Genomic DNA, 26,084 nt, shown 5'->3' on the forward strand with positions numbered 1-26,084 from the left:
AAGGTCTTTACATAAATGTCTATCTTCCTGAATTCCGATTCGAAGATCATCGTCCAGGGCATCACCGGCGGCGAAGGAACCAAGCACACTGCGCGCATGCTCGCAGCCGGATCCAACGTCGTCGGCGGTGTCAACGCCCGCAAGGCCGGCACCACCGTCAAGCACAACGACAAAGACGGCAACGAAGTTGAGCTGCCCGTCTTCGGATCAGTCGCCGAGGCAATGGAAGCCACCGGTGCCGACGTCTCCGTGGCCTTCGTGCCGCCTGCATTCTCCAAGGATGCGGCCATCGAAGCCGTTGACGCCAAGATCGGTCTGCTCGTCATCATCACCGAGGGCATCCCGGTCCAGGACGCCGCCGAAGTCTGGGCACGTGCTCAGGCCGCAGGCAATGCGACCCGCATCATCGGACCCAACTGCCCGGGCATCATCTCGCCAGAGGCATCGCTGGCAGGCATCATCCCTGCCAACATCACCAAGAAGGGCAAGCTCGGACTGGTCTCCAAGTCCGGCACGCTGACCTACCAGATGATGTACGAACTGCGTGACCTCGGCTTCTCCACTGCCATCGGAATCGGTGGTGACCCGGTCATCGGCACCACGCACATCGATGCGCTCGAAGCGTTCGAGAACGATCCTGAGACCGAAGCCATCGTCATGATCGGCGAGATCGGCGGAGACGCTGAAGAGCGTGCCGCTGCCTACATCAAGGACAACGTGACGAAGCCGGTCGTCGGCTACGTTGCAGGCTTCACAGCTCCCGAGGGCAAGACCATGGGCCACGCCGGCGCCATCGTCTCCGGCTCCTCAGGTACCGCTGCGGCGAAGAAGGAAGCCCTTGAGGCTGCAGGCGTGAAGGTCGGCAAAACCCCGACCGAAACCGCCGACCTCATGCGCGAACTCCTCGCCTGAGTCGTCCCGCTCGACAACAGCGCGGTCAGGGTGCGACCGCTCAGCACACACGCTGGGCAACTGCACCTTGACCGCGCTTTTGCGTGTCCGCAGGAAAGTGAGCGGCTGGCGGCGGCGCGTACCGATGCGTCACGCACCGGGAGCAGCAATTCACACCCGGGCTCGCTTTCCCTCCAGTTGGTTCAGCAACCCATCCCGCCAGCATCAAATCACCCCGTTGCAACGGGTGGTTGTGGAACGGACTGTGCGGGGCCGGCGCGGGAGGCTAATCTGAACGTGTGAATGATCAGACACCGCTGTCCCAGAACATACCGGCCGGCCAGGCGACGCCACCCGGCCAGGCGATGCCCCTCGACCAGGCGACGCCCCTCGACCAGGCGACGCCCCTCGACCCGCAGCCCCTCGACCCGCAGCCCGTCGACCCGCAGCCCGTCGACACCTCGCCTTCGGCTCACCCGCGCAACTTCGGCTCCGACAATTGGGCCGGTGCCCACCCGGAAGTCATCGCCGCAATCACGGACGCCAATGTCGGACACACTCCCGGATACGGGGGCGACCCCTGGACCGCGCGCCTCGGCGAGGTGATGAAGGGCCACTTCGGCCCCTCCGCCCAGGCGTTCCCGGTCTTCAACGGCACCGGCGCCAACGTCCTCGCGCTGCAGTCGGCGCTGCCCCGCTGGGCGGCCGTCATCACCGCAGCCTCCGCCCACATCAACTATGACGAAACCGGCGCACCGGAAAAGGTCGGCGGACTCAAGATCATTGGCGCAGCTACCCCCGACGGGAAGCTGACTCCCGAGATCATCGAAGGCGCGGTCCTCGGCCGCGGCAACGAACATAACGCTCAGCCCTTGGCCGTGAGCATCTCGGAATCGACCGAGTGGGGCACGACATACACGCCGGAGGAGATTCGCCAGATCGCCGAGACGGCTCACAGGCTCGATATGATCCTGCATGTTGACGGTTCGCGTCTTGGCAATGCCGCGGCCTACCTGAACACTGAGCTCGGATCGCTGACGACGGCGACCGGCGTCGACATCATCAGCCTCGGTGGGACGAAGAACGGACTCCTCGGCGCAGAAGCGATCGTCGTCCTCAACCCCGACATCGGCCAGGGGATGAAGTTCCTGCGTAAGATGAACCTGCAGCTGTCATCGAAGATGCGATTCCTCTCCGCCCAGCTGGGCGCCCTCTACGATGGCGAGCTGTGGCGCACCTCCGCGAGTCACGCCAACACCATGGCCCAACGATTGGCAGCTGGCCTCGCCGAGGCGGCCGCCACCGGCCGTGCACCCGATATCTCGATCGTGGCGAAGACCGAATCCAACGTCGTCTTCGTGCACATGCCTGAGGAGGTCGCAGCACGAGCTCGGCAGAAATTCGCCTTTGCCGACTGGCCCATGGCCAAGAATGTCGTGCGCCTCATGTGCGCCTTCGACACCACTGCCGAGGACGTCGACGACCTCATCGCAGCCATCGTCGAGGCCTAAGCTACAGCGTGCTCAACGGTAGGTATGTGCTGCGTGGGAGTGAGTCCTCCCCAGCGCACTACTTCTTCTTGTCGGCCTTGACAGAGACGACAGGAACGTCGGCGTCGAGGATGATGCGCTGAGCGGTTGAGCCCATGATGAGTTTGCCGACGGGGGAGCGGCGACGCGATCCGATCACGATCATGCGGGTGTCTTCGGTCGCCTCGGCGAGGGCGAGGAGCTCCTCAACAGGGTCATTGCCGCGTAGGAACTGCAGGATCTCATGGGAGACCTCGGATGAGCGCAGCGCCTCTTTGAGCTCGTCCATGTCCTGATTCGTCGCGACACCGCGTTCGTCGGGGGTCTCTCCGATGCCGGCATTGAGCACGATCACGGTGTCATCGAAGGCCCTCGCCTGGTCGATGCCGAACGTGACGGCAGCCTTGCCTTCGGGTGAGGGGGAATAACCGACGAGAATTGTCATGATCTCTCCTGATACGACACTGGACGAAGCTCCCTCAATTAGTAGCACATCTGCGTGCTGCGACGCTCCTCAGTCCGCCCCAACCTGCACGCAAATCAGTCTCAAGCTGCACCGCAGATCTGTGTGAATCGGTCGTTCCTGGTGGTGGCGCATCCGCGACTGAAGCAGGGGCTCAGTCCGACTAGACTGTTCTAATGCCTTCTACCCTCCTGTCGCCGGATTCTTCTGCCCGCCACCGCAGTCAGGAGCTGCTGGAACAGTTTCCCGAGCTCGCTGCAGTTCCGGGATTCCCACAGGCCAGGATCCTCACCGACTATGTCCTGGGGAGACGCAGCGGAGAGCTCGACGTCTCCGGGCGTGCGACGGAAGGAACATTCGTGGACGCCGAGGCGGTTGCCGGGCTTCCGCACGAGGTCCTCATCGTCGATGACGGCCAGGGACTGCAGTCGCGGCTGTTGAGCGAGATCGTACCCGTGCGCACCTACAACGATCGTGTGGACGAAGCGCGCACCGTCGCCGAGGTGGCAGATCAGGCCAGTGCCATCGACGATCTCGCTGTCTTCGCCCCGGAAGCGCAAGAAGTCTGGGCGATCGTCAACGCACCGAAGGCCACCCAAGCGTTGGCCGAGACGATCGCCGCCGTCCAGGCGCACGTGACCACGATCGTCGTCATCGGCCGCAGCGATTCGATGAGCCGAGCCGTGAACAAGGAATTGGCGCGTGGTTTCGCCCGCGTCGATGTCTCGCCAGGCGTCGGCAAGCACCGCATGATCATCGGCAGCCGCCCGCTGTCATCGCCGAGCCTACCGAGCTTTCCCAAGCACAGCAGAATCGATCATCCGGCCACAGGTCCGCTGCAGGTCAGAGCCCACGGAGCCTGCTTCTCCGGGGTCAAAAGCGATGAAGGCTCGGCCGCGCTGCTCACGGCTCTGGCAGCCGAATCTGAGTCCGCCGAGGCCCAGTCTTCCGAGGCCCGGTCCGCCGAGACTCAACTCGCCGAGACTCAACTCGCCGAGGCGGGACCTGGGTCCCCGAACTCGGTCCTTGACCTCGGGTGCGGGAACGGATGGCTGCTCACAGCTGCGATGCAGGTGACGGCCGCGGAGAAGGGCACCGGAGTGGACGTATCGAAGGCGGCGGTCGCCTCGACGAGGGAGACCGCAGACGCGAACGGACTCGATGTTGAGACCATCCTCGCCGATGCCACGGATGTGCAGGCTCTGACAGGCGCAGACTCTTCGGTGCGCACTGGCGGGCACGACCTCATTCTGCTCAATCCGCCGTTCCATCAGGGCACGACCATCGAAACAGCCACCGCTGCGGGACTCATGCGCACAGCGGCCGAGCTGCTGGCACCTGGTGGGCGGGTCTTCACGGTCTACAACTCACACCTGCACTACCGCGAGACCTTGGAGCGTGTCATCGGACCCAGCGAACAGGTCGCTCGCACCAGCAAGTTCACCGTCGTCCGCAGCCTCAGACGCGGTTGAGCTCACGCGAGCGATCACTCATGTCTGGCCGTTGCCTTCCGGCACCGCATCTCCGGGGACGACAAGCCCGGACTCGTAGGCGAGGACGACCAGCTGTGACCGGTCACGTGCTCCGAGTTTGCCCAGCAGCCGGCTGGCGTAGGTGCGCGCAGTCTCCGGGCTGATGAACAGGCTGGCACCTACCTGCTGGTTCGACTCACCGCGACCGATACGTGCCAGAACCTCCCTCTCGCGATCGGTGAGCGCCTCGAGCAGTTCGGGTCGCGGCATCGCCTTCTGCCCGGCGTTCAATCGTCGCAGCACCGTATTGGTCACCGACGGGGAGAGGAGCGAATCACCGCCGGCGACGGAGCGGATGGCCGAGCGCAGATCGGCCGGTCTGATGTCTTTGAGGAGGTAGCCGCTGGCGCCGACCTGGATGGCGGACACGATGTCCTCATCGTCGTCGAAGGTCGTGAGCATGACGACCTTAGTGGAATTGAGCCCAGGGTCGCGGGTGATGAGCCTCGTCGCCGTGATCCCATCCATCACAGGCATCCTGATGTCCATGAGCACGACATCGGGAGCCAGCTGTCGCACGAGGCCGAGCCCTGCTCGACCATCTGCCGCCTCGGCGACGACATCGATATCTCCATCGCTGACGGCCAATTGGCGCAGTCCGGTGCGCACGAGTTCCTGATCGTCGACCAGCAGAATGGAGATCATGAGTCGATCCTCCTCGGCAGCGTGGCATGCAGGGTGAAGCCCCGATTCGGGGCGGACCGAGTGCTGAGTTGTCCGCCGAGGAGGCGCACCCTCTCGCTTATCCCCTTGAGTCCGTGTCCTCCCGCGCTCTCTTCTCCGAGCGTGGCAGCGGAATCGGTTCCAACTCCGTCGTCAGCCACTGTCACAGTGACGTCGTCAACGCTGAGTCCGATCTCGACGCTGACAGCCGTCGCCGAGGCATGTCGGAGCACGTTCGTGATTCCCTCCTGGACGACGCGGAAGATCACAGCCTCGACAGGGGAGGGCACCTGGCCGGGTGAGAGCCCGACCTTTGACGAGATCGAGATCCCCATGGACCTGGCCTGTTCGAGGAGAGCCTCAACGCCGTCGATGCCGAGGGTGGTGCGGGTCGTTTCGTCCCCGGAGCGCAGGAGACGGACCATGGATCGCAGATCGCTCAGTGACTCTCCGGCTTCGGCGCGAACACGGTCAAGCGCATCTGCTGCCTCCGAACGATCCTCTCCACCCTGTTCGATCGCCTCGATGCCGACCGCAGCATGAAGAGAGATGACCGAGAGCTTGTGCCCAAGCGTGTCGTGGAGGTCGCGGGAGAGCTGCAGTCTCTCGTGCTGGATCTGTCTCTCGGATTCCTTGCGCAGGTGCTCGTCCTGGAGATGGAGCAGCTGGGTGTGTTGGTCGAGAAAGCGTCGGTGGGAGGCCACAGCATGTCCGAGGGCAATCGCCGCAGCGATGAGTGCGATCGTTGAGATCGACTCGGCGCCGAGAAGACGACCGAGCGGAAGCGAATCATCACGAATCCGAAAGGCGGTCGACACAAGGAACACCACGGCTCCCGAAACGACGGCGAATCGGGTCAGCCCCACCTCGGCGACGGAGAAGAGCGCAGCGACCACGGGGAGAGCGACCCCGATCGGGACGAGGTCAAGGCTGTAGTAGGCGAAGGTCCCCAGGACGCTGAGGACGACGACGGACCTCGGCAGTCCGCGCCGCAGAAGAAGCACGGCGCCGAACCCGAGCGCGAAGACGAAGGGCAGCGACCGCAACGGTGTCCCAGCGTCGATCTGTGCCAGTGCAATGATGGCTGCCAACGACACTGTCACCACAATGGCGAGAATGGCGTCGGTTCTTCGCGGTCCCATGATCCCAGCATAGAGTCGTCTCACCTCAGTGGGCACCGCCGGAAGCGCCCGGCAATGTCGCTTCTCGACGTACGGGACGGTCCTCAGAACTCGACGCCGGTCGCGCGTGTGAGCCGATTCGGCAGGATGTCCAATGACCCTAATCTTGAAGAATGAAGTATTTTCGCGAACTCAAGTGGCCTCTGCTCATCATTCTCGGGTTGCTCGGCCTCGTCCGTCCCGTGGCGCGTATCGCCCTCGAGAGCTCCGGGCTTCCCACCCAATCCATCGCTCTCGGAATGACGGCGCTCGTGACACTGGTGTGGGTGCTGGCCCTAGGGCTGTCTCGGTCGGCGAACCCGCTCCTCAGCGGGGGCATCGTCGGACTCGTCTACGCCCTCGGTGCCATCATCCTCAGCGGCATCCTGTCCCCGATTCTGCTGGGCCACCTCGAGGGGCCGTTGGCGCAGCCCCTGGCCATCATCCCCATGATCGTGACGAACGCTGTCTGGGGTGTCGTCGCCGGGGGACTGGCACTGCTCGTCCGCCGTCTGCGATGGGGAACCTGGACTCTGAATCGACTCGGACAGTGACCGGGAACGAAGCCCGCCGAGGTGGTCGGCTCTGGGCGCGTGTCATCGGTCTGATGATGCTCGGGTTCATTGGAGGAGCCCTCGCCATGATCATCGTCAACGACCTCATAGCAGGGATCTGGCAGGAAGCGGTGCTGGTCATTGCCCCGGTGAGCCTCCCTGTCGGTGCGCTCGCCGGAGCCGGGTTGGCAGGTGGCTTCGGGTACAGACGGCTGACCCGCCGGAACTGAAGTCAGCCGTCTGCAGCGCCTGAGCCCGCTGTGCCGAATCGACGTGCCAACACCGAGGCCGTGGCCCCGACACCTGCCGTGGCGACCTCGTCCGGCCGGCCGGAGGCGACGATGTGACCGCCCTGGGGACCAGGTCCAGGGCCCATGTCGATGAGCCAATCCGAGCCGGCGGCCAGCTCCATATTGTGATCGGCGATGAGGATCGTATCGCCCTCGTCCACGATCTGGCGGAAGAGCCTCCCCAGGACCCGAGCATCACTGGGGTGCAGGCCGTTGGCCGGCTCATCAAGGATGAATAGTGAGCGCTCACGTCGCTTCCTGGCTCGCATCACCGCGGCCAGCCGCAGCCGCTGCGCCTCACCGCCGGACAGCGTCGCCGAGGACTGTCCGAGCAGCAGACCACCGAGGCCGACCCTCTGCAGGACCTCGAAATGGGCGACGAGACCGAGGCGTTCGGCGAACACCGTCGCCGCCGCATCGATCGACAGATCGAGGACATCCGCGATGGTCAGCTCCTCGACTGTGACCTCGAGTGTCTCCTCTATGAATCGGCGGCCCTCGCATTCGGGGCAGGTGCCGCTGGAGGCCGGCAGGTGGACGAGATCGATGGTGATGATGCCCAGGCCCTCACAGCGGGGGCAGCGTCCCCGGGCGGTGTTGAAGGAGAACTGTGAGGCGGTGAAGCCACGACTGCGCGCCAGATCGGTCTTCGCGAACAGGCTGCGGATCTTATCGAAGATGCCCAGGTAGGTGCCGATGACTGATCGCGGGGACCGGCCGATGGTGGACTGATCGAAGCTGACCACCCGGTCGAAGACCTCGAGCCCGGCAGCATCGGCCTCGGCAAGATCTCCTCCCTCACCACCGCTGCCACTGCGCCGGGATATCGTCGACGGTTCCTCCTCACCATCGAACGGGGAGGCTCCAGCGCTCCTGGCCAGTATCGCCACCGACCGCAGCACCGAGCTCTTGCCCGCTCCGGAGACTCCAGTCAGAGTGGTGAGACCGCCGATGGGAAAGGACAGTGCCAGACCGCGGAGGTTGTTCGCCGACAGACTGGTGCACCGAGCCCAATCTTCGAATTCCTGGGGTGCTCGCCAAGGTTCGCTGGGAGCCTCATTGCGCAGGCGGACAGCGGTCGAGCTCTCCCCGTCGAGTGCCTCGGCGACAGGTCCGGAGAACATGAGCTGGCCTCCACGTGCACCTCCGCCGGGACCGAGCTCGATCACCCAATCACAGCGGCGCACGATCTCCATATCGTGTTCGACGAGGATGACCGTATTGCCCGCATCGCGCAGAGCCTCGATGTGGGTGAAGAGGTGATCAGTGTCCTTCGGGTGCAGACCGGTGGAGAGTTCGTCGAAGACATAGACCATGCCGTGAAGGCCGCTGTGCAGATGGGCTGCCAAGCGCAGTCGCTGCAGCTCACCGGGGGAGAGGGTGGCCGCTGACCGTTTGGGCGGAAGGTAGCCGACGCCCAGGCGCTCGATCACGTCGGTGCGCTTGTCGAGTTCGTCGAGGAGGACGTGGGCGGCCTCATCTGTGGCTGCGGAGAATCGCTTCGATTCGCTGGGGCCGCGTTCGAGGTCGGCGGCGATGGCGGCGTTGATCGTCACGGCTAGGTCTGTGAGGCGGTGGTCGCCCACCTCGGCGATATTCGCCCCGCCGATCGTCACCGCCAATGCGGCAGGGTTGATGCGACTCCCATGGCAATCGGGGCAGAGGTCGTTGCTGAGGAATTCCTCGGTGCGCTCGCGGATCGTGGCACTGCTGGTCGTGACCATTGTGTCGAGCAGGTACCGGCGGGCGCTGCGGAATTTGCCTGTGTATTCGCGGGCGACGTGGTCGAGTATCTTCTCCGGCTCGACGGTCACGGATGGTGTGTCTTCCGTGGTCAGCAGCCAGGTGCGGGTGTCAGCGGGCAGGCGCTTCCAGGGAATGTCGACGTCGATTCCCAGTGCCTCGACAAGGTGTTTGAAGTTCCGGCCCAACCATCCTCCCGGCCAGGCGGCGATGGCGCCCTCGCGGATGGTCAGGGTCTCGTCGGGCACTGCGGCGTCGAGGTCGATGTCATGGATGCTGCCCTTCGCCGCGCACGTCGGGCAGGCGCCTTCGACCGTGTTCGGGGAGAATGCCGAGGCAAGCAGACGGCCCTGGTTCGCGGGGTAGTCGCCGAAGCGGGAGAACAGCACCCGCAGCAGATCAGAGACCTGTGACAGGGTGCCCACGCTCGAATTCTCCGGGGGAGTCGACACGAGCTGTTTGACTGCAATTGCGGCAGGAAGGCCCGTGATCCGGTCGACCTGGGGCGCGGAGACCGCGCCGAGGAGGTGACGGGTGAACGGGGAGACCGATTCGAGGTAGCGGCGCTGGGCTTCGGCGTAGATGGTGTCGAACGCCAACGACGACTTGCCCGAGCCCGATACACCACAGATGCCGATGAGCTGCCTATGCGGCAGAGAGACGGAGAAACCGGACAGGTTGTGCTCGCGAGCGCCGACGACGCCGATCTCTTCGGTCATGAAATGGCCACTTCCTCTCGTCCGGGTGCAACGGTGAGGTTGCACCCGGACAAGGCTACGCGGTCAGCGGTTCGCTCGGTGGGCGCGCCACGTGCTGATCTGATCCCAGATGACGATGGCCCAGATTGCGATGACGGTGATGATCTGCTGCACCTCGGCGCCCGAAGCGGATGTGAGATCCGGGTGCAGCACCTGCTGCGTCAGCAGAGCGATGGTGAGGAAGACGGCCATCGCCACGTCGAGGACCACACCGGTGATGATCAGCGCGGCACTGGTCGAAGAACGGACCAGCTTGATGACTTCGATAACGGCCATGAGGGCCAGGAAACCCCAGTAGCCGAGCAGCCATCCTGATCCCAGGTCGGGATTGATGAATGTCTCGCCGTTGTTGAGATGCCCGACGTAGACCAGCGAGGTCGGGATGAGCGGGATCAGCGCCAGAAGGACGAGGAAGATCAGGTTCAGGACCGCCTCGGCGCGGATCTGGTTCGCCTTCGCATCCGTCGCGCGCAGCTGATCGACTGACCAGTCCTTCTTCGTGCCGGCGATCTTATCTGCTGCACCTCCGCTCATCTCTTTGTCGCCGAGGGCGAAGATGATCGTGATTGCGGCGAAGGCCGTGAGCAGCGCGACGATCGTATTGCCGACGAGCTGACCGATGAGCGCCCCGATCTGGACCTCATCGTTGGTGGCGATGAACGCGATTGAGTTCGTCACGGCCGCGGCCACGGCGACGAGCGGAAGCACCCAGCGTATCGCCCAGATGAAGACCGGGTAGGACTTCGGCCCGATGAGATGCTGTGGCGAGTTCGTGTACTCCCGGGAGAGCTGGGCCGGATCGCCGAGCTCTTCGAGCACCTCGCGTTCGGCAGCCGCGGTCTGCTCGTCTGCAGGATGTTCCAGGTCGCCGAGTCGGTCTTCGACCATATCGTCGATTGTGGCCTTGATCTCTGCCGCGATGTCACCTCGGGAGTCCTCCGGGAGGTGGCTGACCACATTGTCGACGTAGATGGTGGTGAGCGCACTCATGGTGTTCCTTCTTTCCAGAGTTTCGTGATGCTGGTGTTGAGTTCCAGCCATTGGGAGTGGAGTGCTGCGGCGACTTCGGCACCACTGGTGGTGACGCTGTAGTACTTGCGTGGACGCGCCTGTTCGGTGTTCCACTCGGCACTGAGCAGCCCTTGTTTCTCAAGTCTTCGCAGCAGGGGGTAGAGGGTGTTGGCCTCTGTGGCGATGCCGGCTTCGGTGAGAGTCGTCAGCAGGGAGTACCCATACTGAGGCTGACGGCAGGCAACGAGGCTGGCGAAGACGACGGTGCCTCGTCTCAGCTCTTGTTCGTGTGTTGCCAGTGCCTGCTCTTCATCCTCGTTCATGCTTCACACAATAGTGTGTGACACACACTATTGCAAGAGGCGGGGTATAGTGTGAGGCCGGAATTAGGTGAAGAGGTGGGGTGAAGCGCGAGAATCTGCAGGAGTGCCGTGATGAAACCAACTGGAAATGTTCGCTTCGTACCCGAAATGCCGGCGAAATATCCCTCGGCTAGCCTGTGCTCAAGAGCGAGAGAACAGCGATAGGGATGGCGATGAACGACTCGGCAATGACCTCGGCGAATACGACTCATCGAGTCGATGGAATGAACTTCTACACACGCAAGTGGGTTCGCCCAGAGGACCTCAACGCGAACGGCTCGCTCTTCGGTGGAAGCCTGCTGAAGTGGATCGACGAGGAAGCTGCGATCTACGCGATCATTCAGCTCGGCAGCCACAGCGTGGTCACGAAACTCATCTCCGAGATCAACTTTGTAGCTTCGGCTCGCCAGGGGGATCTCATCGAGATGGGGCTCGTCGCAACTCGTTTCGGCAACACGTCACTGACGATGCGAGCTCAGGTGCGCAATATGATCACGCGCAAGTCCATTCTGAGCATCGATAGAATCGTCTTCGTCAGCGTAGGGGAGGCGGGGCAGCCAGACCCTCACGGCTATTCATCGATCACCTATGAGCGCGATCGCATGCCCGTGGTGTGAAGCGGCGGGTACTGGCCAGCTGGTCGGGCCTCACAGGGCCTCACCTAGGTGCTCGGTTGTAGTCGAGCGCAAATGAGAGCCACAGTTCCAGGGGGGCCTCGTCGACGAGGTGGTCGGCGGCGACGGTGATCCAGCCTGGTCCCATGGTTCGTCCCGTTCCCATCTCGGCCTGTTGGGCCCCGGGTTGCTCCAGCAGCAGTCGGTCGTGGTCTTCAGCGGCGATCCTGACCAGCAGGGAGCCGTCCTTGCTGGCGCTGACGATCATCTTCTCGTTGACCATGAACGAGCGACCGCCGAACATCGAGACCTCGCGTTGAACGGGTTCATCGGCGATTGAGGTGCGGATGCGTTCTGCGAGTGACCTTTGCGCGGATGTCACCGTCATTGCGCACCTCGGTCCGGATCCGGCGGGCCATAGGAGAGTCGGTCGAAGATGAGCACACTCTCGCTGATCAGGCCATCACGAACTGTGAAGAACTCAGCTGCCGGTGCAGTCGTCGTCGCTGCCGTTTCGGGGTAATAGAACAGTGCGACCCTGTCGGAGTCGGCGAACTCGGCAATGTCGGTGATGCCGGTGAGCGTCGGCGCGAATCCGGCGATGAACGACTGATAGGCCTCCTTGCCGTCGAGGTCGACTCCTGGGGCTCGGCATGCGATGTCCTCGTCGATGAGATCCATCGCCCCATCGATATCACCGCTGGTCCACGCGTGGTGATATCGGCTGACGACGTTTTGGGCCGATTCGTAGGTCATGAGAAGCTCCTCTGCGATCGATGGTTCCGTGTGAGTGTGCAAACGGATGTGTGTGAACTCTGGCACAACGCAGCTTGTTGTATTGTCCCGTCAGGTCATTGTCGCGTCTGGCTGCCAGTCATCGATTCCTGCATCTCCGCCCGAACCGGCGATGATCAGGCGGGGGAAGAAGTGCGCCCAACCGTCGGCGTGACCGCGGACCTCAGCGTCGGGCAAGTGCGAATGGAGCAGATCGACCTGCGTTCCCGATCCAATGGCGGTGAGGGTGAATTCGACCCGGGACGCACCAGGGGGAAGGTCCGCGCTGCCGGCGAATCCCCATGACACGACCACACGATAGGGGCGACTGACCTCGGGGAATTTCCCTCGGACGGGGTGCCCCGCGATGTCGACGGCGAATCGGCCCCCAGCCGTCGCCTCCAAATCGGCGTACTGGCCCATCCAGGCCGTCATGCCTGAGTTCGTCGTCAGGTACTCGAAAACCGTCTCCGGCGAGGCGGCGATCTTGATAGAATCTCGGAATTCAGCCATGGGTCTCGCCGCCTGCATTCTCGGGTTCGTCTCGTGCCTCGATAGCAGCCTTGAGCTCCGAGAGTTTGGTCGGCCAGAAGTCGTCGAGGTAAGAGCGAACTGCCGCAAGGCCATCGGTCTCGACTGCGAACAGGTGGCGTGTGCCTTCGCGGACGCCGACGGTAAGGCCGGCTCTTCGAAGCACGCCCAGATGGTGCGATGTCGTCTGCTGGGACAGTCCGACTACCTCGGCGATGGACCCGACCGGGAGCGGATGGCCGCGGATCGCATGGAGAATCGACCGGCGATTGCTGTCGGCGAGCGCTCGCAGTGACAGGTCGAGGTCGATGTCGGGTTCAGCAGTCATCGTCGGCATCCTTTCGCTCGGATGCAGACAGACTACCACAAATGAATGTTTGTACTCATAGGTGTTGGTGGAACAGGGGGCTGTCTAGGCTACGAGAAGCGTTGCCTCACATGACTGCTCGTCAACTCGTTGCACTACGGGCCCGCCCCTTACCCCGCGAGATCCAGTGTCGGAGTCGGACGGCGGAATCCGCGGGTGACGAACGCAAGGTACCCGATGCCGAGGGCCAGCCAGATCGCACCGATGAGCAGCGTGCGCGGTGACAGGCTCGTCCACAGCCACAGGGTGAGGCAGAAGCCGATTCCGGGCAGGACGATGAAGTTGATGATCGCGCGCGATCCGCGACGATTCCCATCGATGATGAAGTGCTTGATGACCGAGAGGTTGACCGCGGAGAACGCGATGAGTGCACCGAAGCTGACCATCTCGGAGATGAAGCTGAGGTCGACGGCCAAGGCGAAGAGCGATACCACTCCGACGCAGAGTGTCGCGAGGATCGGAGTGTGGAAGCGTGGCGACAGACGCCCGAAGAAGCGCTTCGGCAGGACACCGTCACGACCCATCGCGAAGAGGATGCGTGAGACCGAGGCCTGAGATGTCAGCGCGGAGCCGCAGGCCCCGGCGACATAGGCGGCGGTGAAGAAGATCGCGAGGAACTCTCCACCCGCAGCTCCCATGACGTCGAGGGCTCCCGAATCGACGTCGGCGAAGTCATTCGACGGGTAGACGAGCTGAGAAAGGAACGAGAGCACGATGTAGATGAGCCCGCCCGTGACGGTGGCGATGACGATGGCACGCGGGACGGTGCGCTGCGCATCTTTGGCCTCCTCGGACAGAGTCGAGACCGCATCGAAGCCGAGGAACGACAGACACAGGATCGCGGCACCGGCCATGACATTGCCGAAACCGGGTGCGCTGCCGTCACCGGTGAACGGTGCCATGAGATCGACCGTGCCCGAGCCTGACATCGACGCAATGCCGAGCGCTGCGAAGGTCAGGATGAAGATCGCCTGGGCCGCGATGATGACGATGTTCGCTCGTGCCACGGACACAATGCCGATGACATTGAGCGCCGTGACGAGAACGATCGCCGTGAGCACGAACACCCAGGCAGGGATCATCGGGAACGCTGCGGACAGATAGATGCCGACGACGAGGTAGTTGATCATCGGCAGGAACAGGTAGTCGAGCAGCAGCGCCCACCCGGCCACGAAGCCGATGCCTGCCCCGAAGCTCTTCTGCGTGTATGTGTAGGCGGACCCGGCGAAGGGCAGCTCGTGCGCCATCTTCGCATAGGACCTGGCAGTGAAGACCATCGCGAGGAGAGTGATCACGTACGCCAGCGGCACCCGACCTCCGGTGACCTGAGTGACGATGCCGTAAGTCGTGAAAATAGTCAGCGGCACCATATAGACGAGGCCGAAGAACACGAGAGACGGGACCCCGAGAGCACGCTTGAGCTGCCCTTCGCCGCCATCGTGATGTCCTCTGCCACCTTGGGGCGCGCTGGTGTCGTGTGAGTCGGACATGGTGGTCCTTTCGCTCAGGTCGATGAATGCACGGCAACGCCGCCGAGGTAGGTGGTGCGAACGGCCATCTTCGCGAGTTCCTGCGGTGTCACGTCCCGAGGGTCGTGATCGAATCGGATGAGGTCTGCACTCGCCCCGGGGCGGATCTCGCCCCAGACTGCGGGGGAGTGATCGGCGAAGGCCTGGTGGGCCACTGCGGTCGAATAGCAGTCGAGGGCACGGTCGATGTCGACGATCTCCTCCGGAGTCCACCCGCCTGCGGGTTCGCCCGCATCGGTCTGTCGGCTCGTGCCGATCGCCAGGCCCTCGACGGGTGTGCCCGAGGTGCACGGCCAGTCCGAACCGAACGACAGGCGTCCACCGCGTTCGAGGATGGTCCGCATCCGGTACTGATGACCGGCCCTCTCCTCGCCGAGGCGGGGGAGGGTGAGCACGGTCATGAGGTCATCGAGCTGCGCCCACAACGGCTGCATGTTCGCGATCACCCCGAGCTCGGCGAATCGTGAGAGGTCGTCGGCATCGACGAGCTGCGCATGGGCGATGACCGGCCGGCGATCCCGTGGACCGTTGCACGTCATCGCCGACTCGATGGCATCAAGGGCCTGGCGGACGGCGGCATCGCCGATGGCGTGGATGCGGACCTGGAATCCGGCCGCGTCGACGGCACGAACCGCTTCGGCCAGGGTCTCGCCTTCCCACACCCGCAGGCCGTGATTGTGCAGGGACGAGCAGTACGGTTCGAGCAGCGACCCGGTTTCGTTCTCGACGACGCCGTCGGCGAAGAACTTCACGGTCCGGGCACTCAGCAGCGGATCGCCGCGCACCTCGACGCGCCTCCTGGCCTCGACCATGGCAGGCAGCTGCTCAGCGAAGTGACGCGGATCCGCATAGAGGGCGAGATTGAACCGGACCTTGAGTCTGCCCTGATCCGAGGCGGCCAGATAGGTCTCGACATCGGCCGGTTCGACCCAGGCGTCCTGGACCCAGGTGACCCCGCGCTCGAGGTAGTAGTCGGCTGCCCGTTCGAGCGCGCGCAGCCGCATGGCCTCGTGCAGCGGCGGACGCACGGCGTCGACGAGATCGACCGCGCCCCATTCCCGCAGTGTCCCCAGTGGCGAACCATCGCCTCGGCGAGGGATCTCACCGAGCTCTGGTTCGGGTGTGCCGGCGGTGATGCCGGCGAGTTCGAGGGCCCGGGAATTGCACCACACTGTGTGATAGTCCCAGGCGCGCAGCACCACGGGTCGGTCCGCTGCAGCGTCGTCGAGCCAACGGGAGTCAAAGAGCCCGCCCTCGACGAGGCTGCCGTCATAGGAGGCGCCGGTGATCCACTCGACCTCAGGGTTGGCTTCAGCAAAACGTCGCACCTCGGTCACGATCTCAGCGACGCTGGCACAAGCGCGCACCTGCGGTCCCTCCGCTTCGAGCCCGCCGAAGATCGGATGGGCATGACCATCGCCGAAGGACGGCATGAGGAAGCCGCCATCGAGGTCGACTGACTCGGACGAGTCTGCGGGTGGGTGCTCGAATGAGGACGAGTTCAGGTGCCGGTCGACCTCGGCGGAACCGATCGCGATGATGGTGCCGTCTCTCACGAGCAGCGAGTCGGCGGTGCCGCTCGAGGCTCCGCGCCAGATGGTGCCGTTGTGGAAATGCGTCAAGGCCAATTCGCTTCGTCCCCCGCTTCGCTGCGTGTGATCTCTGACCCGCCACAGCGCACGAACAGTGTTCGTATTTGTGACTGAGAACACGATACACTCCGAGGGAGGACAGGGAAAGAGGTCGGCATGAGACTCAATCGGGAACGACTCGTCGACGCCGCGCTCGCCCTCGTCGACGACGACGGATCCGAGGCGCTGTCGATGCGCACTCTGGCTGCTCGTGTCGATCGGCAGGTGTCGTCTCTGTACAACCATGTGTCGGGTCGAACCGAACTCATCGAACTCATGCGCGCCCGCATCGTCGCCGACATCGATGTGGCGGCGTTCGCCTCGGTGGGCACATCTGCGAGGGCGATTCCATGGGAGAGGGCACTCGAGTTTTGGGCACGGTCTTACCTGCGAGCATTCGCCGCCCACCCCAATCTCATCCGCCTGCTGGCGACGACGGAGATTCGGGATCTGTCGACGTACGAGATGTACGATGCGGTCATCGCCGGCCTGCGCCGAGGCGGCTGGCCGGAATCGAGGATCGTGGCGGTCATGCGCACGGTCGAAGCCCATGTCCTCGGATCCGCCCTCGACATCATCGCTCCCAGTGACCTCATCGCACAGGATTCGGCTGATGTCCGGTTCTCCGAAATCCGTACCGCCCTCGACCCACGATTCGTCGAGACCTCTTCGGCGACTGCCGCATTCGAGCTCGGGCTGAACGCACTCATCGATGGGCTGCGGCTGCAGCTGGAGGCAGGAATTTCGTGAATAGTATGTTGCTCGAAGACTTCTGGTCGGCCGCACGGTCCGCAGTACCGGAGCTGCCGGTGCACGCACCCCAGCCGTGGGCCTTCGGTGCGACGCCCGAGCATGCCGATGACCTCCTCGCATTGGTCCTTGACGGGACGAAGACCGGCACAGCCTCTGCGCTCTGTGACATCGAAGCCGAAGGGGAAGAAGTGCCCAGAGTCGGTGAAGTGAGCATCATCCTCGACGGCCGCGACAGTCCCCGAGCGGTCATCGAGACCACTGCCGTCGTGACTGTTGCCTTCGACGAGGTGACTGCTGAGCATGCTCACGCCGAAGGCGAAGGCGAACGGACCTTGGCGGCCTGGCGGGAGATCCACGAGAGGTTCTGGCGAGACTACAGCCAGAGCTCAGAGGGTTTCGCCTCGGATATGCTCGTAGTGTGCGAGCGGTTCCGGCTCGTGTTTCCACGGTGACCTGTAGACGCAGGTAATCGGACGGAAGGATGAAGTGTCTGAAACTGTCGATTGGTGGAGTCTCATCCATGCCGAACGTGCCCGCTTGGTCAAACTGCTGGAGACGCTCGAGTCTGAGCAGTGGAGCGCTGACACGCTGTGTTCTGATTGGAGCGTCGACGAGGTCGTTGCCCATCTCAGCGCGGCGGCGAACACGGGCAGGTGGGCGTGGATTCGCAGCATCGTCGCCGCCGGATTCAACGCTGACCGGCACAATGCCCGACTCCTGGCCAGGTTCCGAGGGAGGTCGCCGGAAGAGGCTCTGGGGATCTTCCGCACCTGCATCACGGCCACGATCGTACCGACGAAGGACTATCCTGCGTTCCTCGGCGAGGTCATCGTCCACTCTCAGGACATCGCCCGGCCACTCGGGCTGACTCTGACTCCCGACCCCAGCGCAGTCCTTGAGGTCGCTGGCTTTTATGCCGCGAAGGACTTCGCCGTCAACAGCAGGACCCTCGTCAAAGGGCTGACTCTCGTCGCAGACGATGCTGACTTCAGGGTCGGAAGCGGACCGGCGGTCAGAGGCAGGCTCCTGGATCTGGTGATGGCGATGGCGGGACGTCCGGACTTCGCTTCGCTGCTTGAGGGCGAAGGCGCCGAAAAACTGCGAACTCGCATGAGTTGAGGTCCGCGCACAGACGCTTGAGAAACTTCGTCCTTATGCTTCCTTCGGCTTCGCGTCGTAGGTGAGCCAGTTGGTCTTCGTCGCCACCTTGTCATAGAGCACCTGAGCTTGAGCATTGTCGTCGGCAGTGATCCAGCGGACGACCGAACGCCCTTCGTCCGCGGCGATCTCCTGAAGACGGGCGATGAGCGCACGTCCGGATCCTGTTCCGCGGGCCTGAGGATCGGTGAAGAGGTCATCGAGCCAGAGACCGACCGTGCCGGTCGACGGACGCGAGAATCTCCGGAAGTCCGCGATTGCGACGATGCGGCCATCCGCCTCGGCGACCAGGCCTTGGCATTCGTGTGCTGTATCCATGAGCCAGCCCCACACCCGGGAGACGATGTCCTCGGATTCCGGCAGGTGATAGAACTCGCGGTAGCCGCGGAAGAGCTCACGCCAGCGAGCCTCGTCTGCCGAGTCAACAGGGCGAACGGAAGTGGTCGACGAATCTGCCATGACTGTCCGGGCCTTTCCTTATAGTTCTGCGGGGTGACATGTGAGCGCCGCAAGGCGACATGTACTGCAAGAGTATGTGAAAAAGCCCCTGGCCGGGAGGATATTTCCCGAACCAGAGGCCGTTCTCCGCTCTGTACGCGAGGGGGGACTTGAACCCCCACGTCCGCAGACACTGGAACCTAAATCCAGCGCGTCTACCAATTCCGCCACTCGCGCGCGACGTCCTCAAGATTAGCAGGACGAGGGCGCGATGCTGAAACGATCAGATAACGCAGCCGGTCAGGCGGCGTCGATGCCCAAGGCCTTGCGCACACGAGCCACATGACCGGTGGCCTTGACGTTGTACTGTGCCAGTTCAACGGCGCCCTCAGCGTCGATGACGAGCGTCGAGCGGATGACGCCCTGGACGACCTTGCCGTAGTTCTTCTTCTCCCCGAATGCGCCCCACTCTTCCATCATGGACTTGTCGGGGTCGGAGAGAAGGTCGAAGTTCAGCCCCTCCTTCTCCGCGAACTTCTTCAGCTTCTCCGGCTTGTCCGGCGAGATGCCCAGAACAACCAGTCCGGCAGCAGACAGCGCCGAAAGCGAATCACGGAAGTCGCAGGCCTCGGTCGTGCAGCCGGGAGTCATGGCAGCAGGGTAGAAGTAGACGACAACCCGCTGTCCCTTGAATTCGCTGAGGGTCACGGACTTCCCATCCTGATTGGACAGGGTGAAATCCGGTGCGGTGTCGCCGACTGACAGACGTGGCATAGTGTCTCCTCTTCTCGTTCGGAACTTCTCCGAAGTTCTCAGTTCACAGACCACTCTAGTCCGAGACCAGGACACAGGTCAGCCTCACCCGATGCGAGCGATGACCTCACCGACAGCCACCATGTCGCCGACCTTCGCCACCTGCTTCAGGGCACCTGCCGCCGGTGCCTGCACCCGGGTCTCCATCTTCATCGCCGACAGCACAGCGACATCGTCGCCCTCGGCCACCTCAGCACCGTCGGCGACGAGATAGTCGACGAGGTTGCCGGGCACTGGAGCGCTCACGGCCCCATCCGCAGCGCCTCCCTCAGATCCGTCCGAACCGATAGCACTGGCAGAATCGTTGCCAGCGCCGCCGGCGGTGCCCAGTCCAGCCAGCAGCGCAGTCGGCAGTCCGAGCCGGGTGAGTCTGCCGTCGATTTCGATGTCCATACGCTGCAGCGAGGACTCGGGAATCGGTGCCGGCCGGTCCTGCGTCGTCATGCGGGGGAGGAGCTCGGATTCGATCCACTGGGTATGGACGCCCAGCTCGGCTCCGGTGAACGCCGGATCCCTGAGAATCTCAAGCGAGCAGGGAAGCACCGTGGCAGGCCCTTCCACGTGCAGTTCCTTGGCAGCAGTGACCGTGCGCGCGATCGCAGAATCACGGTCGGGTCCGTGGACGATGAGCTTGGCGAACAAGGAGTCGAAGGCCGGTTGTACGCTGTCACCGGCACGGACACCAGCGTCCCAGCGCACCCCGGGGCCACCCGGCACGGTCAGGGTATCGATGCGGCCCGGAGTGGGCAGGAAGCCGCGTCCCGGGTCTTCGGCGTTGATGCGCAGCTCGATGGCATGCCCGCGGGGCTCGGGAGTCGACGACAGCGACAGCCCCTGGCCGAAGGCGATCCGGAACTGTTCGGCGACGAGATCAACGCCGGACACCGCCTCGGTTACGGGATGTTCGACCTGCAGCCGGGTGTTGACCTCGAGGAAGGTCATGGTGGAATCGGCGGCGAGCAGGAACTCGACGGTGCCGGCACCCCGGTAGTCCACGTCGGCGCAGATGGCCTCGGCCGAACGGTGCAGGCGCTCGCGTTGATCGGCGCTGAGCCCGGGGGCGGGTGCTTCCTCGATGAGTTTCTGGTTGCGGCGCTGGGCTGAGCAGTCGCGGTCGCCGACGGCTACGACCCGTCCTCGGCCGTCGCCGACGATCTGGACCTCGACGTGGCGGGGACGCTCTAAGAACTTCTCAACGAAGCACTCGGAGCGTCCGAAGGCTTCCACGGCCTCACGGGTGGCCGATTCGAAGGCGTCGGCGACCTCGGCGAGGTCGTGGACGATCTTCATTCCGCGCCCGCCCCCACCATGGGCTGCCTTGATGATGATCGGCAGTCCGTGTTCGGCCGCGAAGGCCTCAACCTCGCCGGCGTCCTTGAGCGGCCGGTCGATGCCCGGGGCCAGCGGGGCGCCGACCTTCTGAGCCAATTGGCGGGCGGTGACCTTGTCACCGAGCGCGGTGATCGTATCCGCGGTCGGGCCGATCCAGATGAGGCCCGCGTCCTCGACCGCAGCAGCGAATTCGGCGTTCTCGGACAGGAAACCGTACCCGGGATGAACGGCATCGGCCCCCGACTTCTTGGCCGCGGCGATGATCGCGTCGATGTTGAGGTAGGTCTCGGCCGCACTGGATCCCGGCAGGGAGTAGGCCTCATCGGCCAGCTGGGTGTGCATGGCTTCGAGGTCCTGGTCGGCGTAGACGGCGACCGATGTGTGGCCGTAGTGGGAGCAGGCGCGGATGACGCGGACGGCGATTTCGCCGCGGTTGGCGATGAGGATCTTCGGCATGATTCAGTGTCCGTTCTCCGGTGAGTCGTGTGTGTGGTCGGCGTCGTTCTGTCGAGGGTCGTCGGTGACGAAGCGGATCTTGACCCCGGGTGCCAGCTGTGCTGCCAGGTCCGTGTCATCGACGCTGGCGATGATCGGATAGCCGCCGGTCAGCGGGTGGTCGGGGCCGAAGAGCACAGGCTGTCCGTTCGGCGGGACCTGCAGTGCCCCGGTGGCAGCGCCCTCGCTGGGCAGCTCACCGGTGCGGGAGCGCTCGAGTGGGACGACGCCGGCGAGCCTGAGCCCGACGCGATCGGATTCGTGGGTGACCGTCCACTCCTGGCCCAACAGAGTCTCGACTCCTGCCGAGGTGAACCAGTCATCACGCGGTCCCAAGGTCACCGACATCTCGATGGTCTCGCCCGGTGCGGGCAGGTGCCGTTCGTGGCCTGAGCCGCGGGCCGGATCGACGAGGTGGGGTGCCGACTCCGGTCGACCGAGGGCAACCGTCGTGTCCGGTTCCAGTGGTGCCGGGCCGAGATGGGCCAGGGTATCGGCCGAGGCGCTGCCCAGTGCGATCTCCGTCTCGATCCCGCCCCGGAAGGCGATATAGGCTCGGGTTCCGCGCTCGGTCATGCCGAGTTCGAGTTCGTCCCCGTCGTCCAGTGAGAAGGCCTCGCCGAGGTGGTGCCGGAACACGGCACCTTCGGCAGATGTCACGGTGATCGCGGCATAGGCCCCGGTCACAGCGGCCACACCGGCACCGTTGATGGCCAGCTTCGTCCCACCGCCGAAGCTCTCCAGCCCGGCCGTGGTCTCGGCATTGCCGACGAGGCGGTTGGCGGCCTGCAGCGCCGAACGGTCGGCGGCTCCGGCGCTTGAGACGCCCATGGCGGCGAAGCCGGGCCGTCCGAGGTCCTGGATGAGCAGCTGAAGTCCGGGGCGAATGACCGTGAAGGCATGCGCCGATGCGACTTCTCCCGGCTGTGACGATGACTCCGGCTGCGCAGGCGCACCCTGCTGCGAGGGCGAAGACGGTTCCGCGCTCGCCTCGCCGACATCAGTCTGATCGGCGACCGTGACTGATTCCCGTTTCGCCTCGCCGAAGGTCACGATGGTCCCGGGGACGAACAGGGCCGGCGGTTCGCGTTCGAGGTCCCAGAGTGTGGCGTCGGTGCGCCCGATGAGCTGCCAACCACCGGGGGAAGCACGAGGGTAGACGCCGGTGAATTCCCCGGCCAGGGCCACAGCTCCGACGGGCACACGGGTGCGTGGTGAGGACCGGCGGGGAACGTTGAAGATCGGATCGTCGCCGGCCAGGTAGCCGAATCCGGGGGCGAATCCGGAGAACGCGACCTGCCAGCGTGCACGCTGATGCCGGGTGATGACCTCGGCGGTCGACAGCGACAGAAGATCAGCCACCTCGGTGAGGTCCTCGCCGTCGTAGTGGACGTCGATCGTGACCTCACGGGGCTCGGTCGAGTCCGTGCCTGTGTGCTCGAGACGGCGGATCCGGTCGGCAAGCACCGGTGCCGAGGTGCGGGCTGGGTTGAAGCGAATGAGCACGGTTCGGGCGGCTGGGACCAGTTCGTCGACGCCGTCGAGCTCAGCTGCCTCCAGCGCTTGGTGCAGGTGCATCGTCGAGGCCAGGTCGGGACATTCGACGAGGAGATGACGGCGAGAGGCGGTGTGGAAGTCGAGGCTGTCGATCATTGGCGGTAGTTGCCTTCCGGCGCATCGGTGATGAACATCCTGCCCGGCGAGTGCGTGATCGCGAACGGTGGGGCCGAGGCCTGGATGGCGAGCTGGGGTGTGACGCCGCACGCCCAGAAAACTGGGATGTCGCCGTCCTGGATTGCCGGGGCATCGCCGAAGTCGGGGGAGTGGAGGTCGGTGATGCCGATCTGTTCGGGTTCACCGATGTGGACGGGGCCACCGTGGACGGCGGGGAAGCGGTCGGTGATGCGCACCGCCTCGGCAACCTGTCGGGCAGGGATGGGGCGCATGGACACGACCATGTTGCCATGGACCCGACCGGCGGGCTGGCAGGCGATCGAGGTGGAGTACATGGGGACGTTGCGGCCGGCATCCTGGTGGCGGATCGGGATGCCCGCGTCCAGCAGCCCGGTTTCGAAGGTGAAGCTGCACCCGATGAGGAAGGACACGAGGTCGGGATGCTGGGACCAGGCAGCACTGGCGTCGTCGACCTCGTCGACGAGCGACCCGTTCTCCCACAGTCTGTAGCCGGGAATGTCGGTGCGCAGGTCACTGCCCGGGGCCAGGGCTGATTCGACCTGCCCAGGCTCGAGGACGTCGATGACCGGGCACGGCTTCGGATTGCGTTGGGCGAAGAGCAGCATGTCGAAGGCCCAATCGGCCGGAACCGCGATGAGGTTGGCCTGAACCAGACCAGGAGCCAGACCCGAGGTCGGTTCCGTGGACCCGGCCCGGATGCGCTCGCGGGCCTGCGCCCCAGCCGAGGTCTTTGCCCCAGCCGATCTCTGTGCCCCAGTGGAAGGTCGTGCGTTGCTCATCGACCGGCACCGGCGAACGCAGCGATCCTTACACCCGAGGATTCGAGGAGCTCACGCGCCGCGCGGGCCATGTCGATCGAACCCTGACTGTCGCCGTGGAAGCAGATCGACTGGGCGTCGACATCGACGAGGCTGCCGTCGATGGCCTCGACCTGCCCAGTCTGGACGAGTCTGAGCACGCGTGCGGCCACGGCTTGCGGGTCATGCAGCACTGCATTGGGTTCTGTGCGAGCGACCAGCGAACCGTCGGGGTTGTAGGAGCGATCGGCGAAGGCCTCGGCCGCAACCTTCAGCCCCGCCTCGGCGGCGACGCGGTTGGCCACACTGCCGGCCAGACCGAGGAAGACCAGGGAGGAGTCGACGGCCTTGACCGCGTCGACGACGACCTTGGCCTGCGCCTCGTCACGAACAATGGCGTTGTAGAGGCCGCCATGGGGTTTGACATAGGCGACCGAGCCGCCGACGGCTGCGGTCAGACCCAGGAGGGCACCGATCTGGTATTCGACCTGTGCCTGCAGGGTAGCGGCGGGAACGTCGAGGGGTCGGCGGCCGAAGCCCTCGTAGTCGTCGTAGCCGGGGTGAGCGCCGATGACGACTCCGCCCTGCGTCGCCGCTGCCAGAGTCGTCCGGATGCCCTCAGGGCTGCCGGCGTGGAACCCGCAGGAGACGTTGGCGCTGGAGACCAGGCCCAACATGGCCGAATCGTCGCTGATGACGCGGTCGGGAACGTTCTCCCCGAGGTCCGAGTTGAGGTCGATGCTCACCGTGCTGGTGGCGTTCTTATCTGTGGCGGTCATTGTCACCCTCCGATTCCGATCATTGCGAAGATGGGGCCGACCGATCCGACGGCCGTGTACCACATCACCAGTGTTGCCGCGGTGCCGATGATCAGCAACCACCTGGGGTACTTGTCGACCCGCAGCAGGCGTGGCCTGAACCAGCCGATGTACATGAAGATCGTCAGGCCGATCGGCAGGATGAGTCCGTTGAATCCGCCGACGAAGACGAGCAGGGTCGCCGGTGCTGTTCCGACGATGAGGTAGATGATGAGGGAGACGGTGATGAACGCGACCGTGGCCAGCTGCAGCGGCCATCCCTTGCCGAGGCGCTTGGAGAACGCGGACAGGAATGTCGCCGAGGTGTAGGCCGCCCCGATCACCGAGGACAGTGCCGCGGCCCAGAAGATGGCACCGAAGATGCGCATTCCGGCATCGCCGAGGACGGCTGCGAACGCCTGACCGGCAGGGTTGGCGGCCTGACCGCTGAGGTCGAGGACGACTCCCGAGGCCACGACGCCGAGGATGGCCAGAAACAGGATGTAGCGCATGACGCCGGTGACGAGGATGCCTGTGAGCGCCGAGCGCATCACTGAGGGAGCATGCTCCGGTCCGGTCTTGCCCGAGTCGAGGTAGCGGTGGGCTCCCGAGTAGGTGATGTAGCCGCCGACGCTGCCGCCGACGATGGTCGTGATGGTGGCGAAGTTGATGGTGTCGGGCAGGAAGCTCTGCTTGATCGCTTCGCCGACCGGTGGGTCGGAGGCGATCGCGACGATGACGGTGAGGATGATCATTCCGACGCCGAGGACCATGACGACGGTGTCGACGACCTTGCCTGCGCGTTTGAACAGGAAGATGCCGATGGCCAGCACACCGGTGAGCAGACCACCGAGCTTCGGGTCGACGCCGAGGAGGGCGTTGAGTCCCAGCCCGCCGCCGGCGATGTTGCCGATGTTGAAGGCCAGACCGCCGATGACGATGAGGATCGACAGGAGGATGCCCGTGCCCGGGATGGCGCTCGAAGCGAGCTGGGCGGCCCGCTTGCCCGAGGACGTGATCATGCGCCACACATTGAGCTGGATGGCGATGTCGATGAGGATCGAGATGAAGATGGCGAAGGCGAAGGCTGCGCCCATCTGGGCGGTGAAGGTCGCCGTCTGTGTGATGAATCCCGGGCCGATCGCCGAGGTGGCCATGAGGAAGATCGCGCCGAGGATCGCGCTGCGGCTGACCTTGACCGAGGACTTCGCTGTCTGGTCATCGGGCACCTGATCGTGCGGCGTCTGTTCTTGTGGCTGTGACATGGGGTCTCCAAGTTGCCTGGAATGTGGTCTGCATCCCGATGCGATAGGGGGCCAGCCGCGGTGGTGGTCCGCATCACTATCGGAGAAGCGTTAGACAATCTAGCATGGATTGTTCAACAAGAATAGATCTGAGTCACAA

At 64.3% G+C, this 26,084-nt stretch carries 28 protein-coding genes and 1 tRNA gene; 9 read left to right on the forward strand and 20 right to left on the reverse strand.

The window, feature by feature from the left end; translation table 11 throughout:
• The first annotated feature begins 15 nt into the window (after positions 1-15).
• Positions 16-912: a succinate--CoA ligase subunit alpha gene (sucD, locus tag HU144_RS09275; RefSeq protein ID WP_198396941.1), complete on the forward strand. Its 897-nt coding sequence runs from the start codon at positions 16-18 to the stop codon at positions 910-912.
• Positions 913-1,190: 278 nt separating this feature from the next.
• A complete protein-coding gene (locus HU144_RS09280; RefSeq protein WP_235351122.1) occupies positions 1,191-2,402 on the forward strand; it encodes a threonine aldolase family protein in 1,212 nt (403 codons plus the stop codon).
• Between the two features lie 58 nt (positions 2,403-2,460).
• Here HU144_RS09280 and HU144_RS09285 read toward each other — a convergent pair whose 3' ends face one another.
• The gene (locus HU144_RS09285; RefSeq protein ID WP_235345912.1) at positions 2,461-2,865 is read right to left on the reverse strand and encodes a universal stress protein; all 405 of its coding nucleotides are present in this window, start codon (positions 2,863-2,865) and stop codon (positions 2,461-2,463) included.
• Positions 2,866-3,059: 194 nt separating this feature from the next.
• Here HU144_RS09285 and HU144_RS09290 point away from each other — a divergent pair, with 194 nt between their 5' ends.
• On the forward strand, positions 3,060-4,355 hold the full coding sequence (locus HU144_RS09290) for a class I SAM-dependent methyltransferase (protein ID WP_235351123.1): 1,296 nt from the start codon (positions 3,060-3,062) through the stop codon (positions 4,353-4,355).
• Between the two features lie 18 nt (positions 4,356-4,373).
• Here HU144_RS09290 and HU144_RS09295 read toward each other — a convergent pair whose 3' ends face one another.
• Together HU144_RS09295 and HU144_RS09300 are read right to left on the reverse strand one after the other, a co-directional pair.
• Complete coding sequence (locus HU144_RS09295) at positions 4,374-5,060, reverse strand: response regulator (RefSeq protein WP_235351124.1); 687 nt, start codon at positions 5,058-5,060, stop codon at positions 4,374-4,376.
• A complete protein-coding gene (locus HU144_RS09300; RefSeq protein WP_235351125.1) occupies positions 5,057-6,220 on the reverse strand; it encodes a sensor histidine kinase in 1,164 nt (387 codons plus the stop codon). The genes HU144_RS09295 and HU144_RS09300 overlap by 4 nt, the downstream gene beginning before the upstream one ends.
• A gap of 152 nt (positions 6,221-6,372) precedes the next feature.
• On the opposite strand from HU144_RS09300, the gene HU144_RS09305 reads away from it, so the two are divergent.
• Together HU144_RS09305 and HU144_RS09310 are read left to right on the forward strand one after the other, a co-directional pair.
• Entirely contained in the window at positions 6,373-6,792 is a 420-nt protein-coding gene (locus HU144_RS09305) for a hypothetical protein (RefSeq protein ID WP_198396947.1), read from the forward strand.
• Positions 6,789-7,022 carry a hypothetical protein gene (locus HU144_RS09310; RefSeq protein ID WP_198396948.1) on the forward strand — a complete coding sequence of 78 codons (234 nt, stop codon included), beginning with the start codon at positions 6,789-6,791 and terminating at the stop codon, positions 7,020-7,022. Before HU144_RS09305 ends, HU144_RS09310 begins: the two co-directional genes overlap by 4 nt.
• 2 nt (positions 7,023-7,024) lie before the next feature.
• Here the strand turns inward: HU144_RS09310 and HU144_RS09315 are convergent, their stop codons facing one another.
• The 3 genes from HU144_RS09315 to HU144_RS09325 form a co-directional block, all read right to left on the reverse strand.
• Complete coding sequence (locus HU144_RS09315) at positions 7,025-9,544, reverse strand: ABC transporter (RefSeq protein ID WP_235351126.1); 2,520 nt, start codon at positions 9,542-9,544, stop codon at positions 7,025-7,027.
• Between the two features lie 63 nt (positions 9,545-9,607).
• On the reverse strand, positions 9,608-10,573 hold the full coding sequence (locus tag HU144_RS09320) for an HAAS signaling domain-containing protein (RefSeq protein ID WP_235351127.1): 966 nt from the start codon (positions 10,571-10,573) through the stop codon (positions 9,608-9,610).
• Positions 10,570-10,917 (reverse strand): PadR family transcriptional regulator, encoded by a 348-nt coding sequence (locus HU144_RS09325; protein WP_096145910.1) that lies wholly within the window; start codon positions 10,915-10,917, stop codon positions 10,570-10,572. The genes HU144_RS09320 and HU144_RS09325 overlap by 4 nt, the downstream gene beginning before the upstream one ends.
• Positions 10,918-11,129: 212 nt before the next feature.
• On the opposite strand from HU144_RS09325, the gene HU144_RS09330 reads away from it, so the two are divergent.
• Positions 11,130-11,573: an acyl-CoA thioesterase gene (locus HU144_RS09330; protein ID WP_371860657.1), complete on the forward strand. Its 444-nt coding sequence runs from the start codon at positions 11,130-11,132 to the stop codon at positions 11,571-11,573.
• A 40-nt stretch (positions 11,574-11,613) separates the two neighbouring features.
• On the opposite strand, the gene HU144_RS09335 is transcribed toward HU144_RS09330, so the two are convergent.
• The 6 genes from HU144_RS09335 to HU144_RS09360 all read right to left on the reverse strand — a co-directional run bounded on the left by HU144_RS09335 (position 11,614) and on the right by HU144_RS09360 (position 16,483).
• Complete coding sequence (locus HU144_RS09335) at positions 11,614-11,958, reverse strand: TfoX/Sxy family protein (RefSeq protein ID WP_235351128.1); 345 nt, start codon at positions 11,956-11,958, stop codon at positions 11,614-11,616.
• Positions 11,955-12,326 carry a nuclear transport factor 2 family protein gene (locus HU144_RS09340; RefSeq protein WP_009885139.1) on the reverse strand — a complete coding sequence of 124 codons (372 nt, stop codon included), beginning with the start codon at positions 12,324-12,326 and terminating at the stop codon, positions 11,955-11,957. Before HU144_RS09340 ends, HU144_RS09335 begins: the two co-directional genes overlap by 4 nt.
• A 90-nt stretch (positions 12,327-12,416) precedes the next feature.
• Positions 12,417-12,857, reverse strand: a complete 441-nt coding sequence (locus tag HU144_RS09345) for an SRPBCC family protein (RefSeq protein ID WP_235351129.1) — start codon at positions 12,855-12,857, stop codon at positions 12,417-12,419.
• Positions 12,850-13,203, reverse strand: coding sequence for an ArsR/SmtB family transcription factor (locus HU144_RS09350; protein WP_235351130.1), 354 nt, complete (start codon positions 13,201-13,203; stop codon positions 12,850-12,852). The genes HU144_RS09345 and HU144_RS09350 overlap by 8 nt, the downstream gene beginning before the upstream one ends.
• Positions 13,204-13,352: 149 nt before the next feature.
• A complete protein-coding gene (locus tag HU144_RS09355; protein WP_096145906.1) occupies positions 13,353-14,732 on the reverse strand; it encodes an APC family permease in 1,380 nt (459 codons plus the stop codon).
• 14 nt (positions 14,733-14,746) lie between these two features.
• Entirely contained in the window at positions 14,747-16,483 is a 1,737-nt protein-coding gene (locus tag HU144_RS09360; RefSeq protein ID WP_235351131.1) for an amidohydrolase, read from the reverse strand.
• A 36-nt stretch (positions 16,484-16,519) separates the two neighbouring features.
• Between HU144_RS09360 and HU144_RS09365 the strand changes: the two genes are divergently transcribed.
• The 3 genes from HU144_RS09365 to HU144_RS09375 are packed head-to-tail and all read left to right on the forward strand — an operon-like array spanning position 16,520 to position 18,274.
• Positions 16,520-17,152 carry a TetR/AcrR family transcriptional regulator C-terminal domain-containing protein gene (locus HU144_RS09365; protein WP_235351132.1) on the forward strand — a complete coding sequence of 211 codons (633 nt, stop codon included), beginning with the start codon at positions 16,520-16,522 and terminating at the stop codon, positions 17,150-17,152.
• 5 nt (positions 17,153-17,157) lie between these two features.
• Positions 17,158-17,607, forward strand: coding sequence for an ASCH domain-containing protein (locus HU144_RS09370; protein ID WP_009885145.1), 450 nt, complete (start codon positions 17,158-17,160; stop codon positions 17,605-17,607).
• A 34-nt stretch (positions 17,608-17,641) separates the two neighbouring features.
• Positions 17,642-18,274 (forward strand): maleylpyruvate isomerase family mycothiol-dependent enzyme, encoded by a 633-nt coding sequence (locus HU144_RS09375; protein ID WP_235351133.1) that lies wholly within the window; start codon positions 17,642-17,644, stop codon positions 18,272-18,274.
• 33 nt (positions 18,275-18,307) lie between these two features.
• Here the strand turns inward: HU144_RS09375 and HU144_RS09380 are convergent, their stop codons facing one another.
• From HU144_RS09380 to HU144_RS09415, 8 genes are all read right to left on the reverse strand, one after another.
• Positions 18,308-18,772 (reverse strand): GNAT family N-acetyltransferase, encoded by a 465-nt coding sequence (locus tag HU144_RS09380; protein WP_009885147.1) that lies wholly within the window; start codon positions 18,770-18,772, stop codon positions 18,308-18,310.
• 134 nt (positions 18,773-18,906) lie between these two features.
• Positions 18,907-18,988 (reverse strand) — tRNA-Leu (locus tag HU144_RS09385).
• Positions 18,989-19,051: 63 nt separating this feature from the next.
• Complete coding sequence (gene bcp / locus HU144_RS09390; RefSeq protein WP_096157327.1) at positions 19,052-19,525, reverse strand: thioredoxin-dependent thiol peroxidase; 474 nt, start codon at positions 19,523-19,525, stop codon at positions 19,052-19,054.
• A gap of 84 nt (positions 19,526-19,609) precedes the next feature.
• A complete protein-coding gene (locus HU144_RS09395) occupies positions 19,610-21,352 on the reverse strand; it encodes an acetyl/propionyl/methylcrotonyl-CoA carboxylase subunit alpha (protein WP_235351134.1) in 1,743 nt (580 codons plus the stop codon).
• A 3-nt stretch (positions 21,353-21,355) separates the two neighbouring features.
• Positions 21,356-23,044 (reverse strand): carboxyltransferase domain-containing protein, encoded by a 1,689-nt coding sequence (locus tag HU144_RS09400; RefSeq protein ID WP_235351135.1) that lies wholly within the window; start codon positions 23,042-23,044, stop codon positions 21,356-21,358.
• Complete coding sequence (locus HU144_RS09405) at positions 23,041-23,865, reverse strand: putative hydro-lyase (RefSeq protein ID WP_235351136.1); 825 nt, start codon at positions 23,863-23,865, stop codon at positions 23,041-23,043. Before HU144_RS09405 ends, HU144_RS09400 begins: the two co-directional genes overlap by 4 nt.
• A complete protein-coding gene (locus HU144_RS09410; RefSeq protein WP_235351137.1) occupies positions 23,862-24,662 on the reverse strand; it encodes a LamB/YcsF family protein in 801 nt (266 codons plus the stop codon). Before HU144_RS09410 ends, HU144_RS09405 begins: the two co-directional genes overlap by 4 nt.
• A gap of 2 nt (positions 24,663-24,664) precedes the next feature.
• Positions 24,665-25,945: an NRAMP family divalent metal transporter gene (locus HU144_RS09415; RefSeq protein WP_235351138.1), complete on the reverse strand. Its 1,281-nt coding sequence runs from the start codon at positions 25,943-25,945 to the stop codon at positions 24,665-24,667.
• Between the last annotated feature and the right edge of the window lie 139 nt (positions 25,946-26,084).

This window comes from Brevibacterium sp. UCMA 11752, assembly GCF_021532235.1.
Lineage (GTDB): Bacteria > Actinomycetota > Actinomycetes > Actinomycetales > Brevibacteriaceae > Brevibacterium > Brevibacterium antiquum.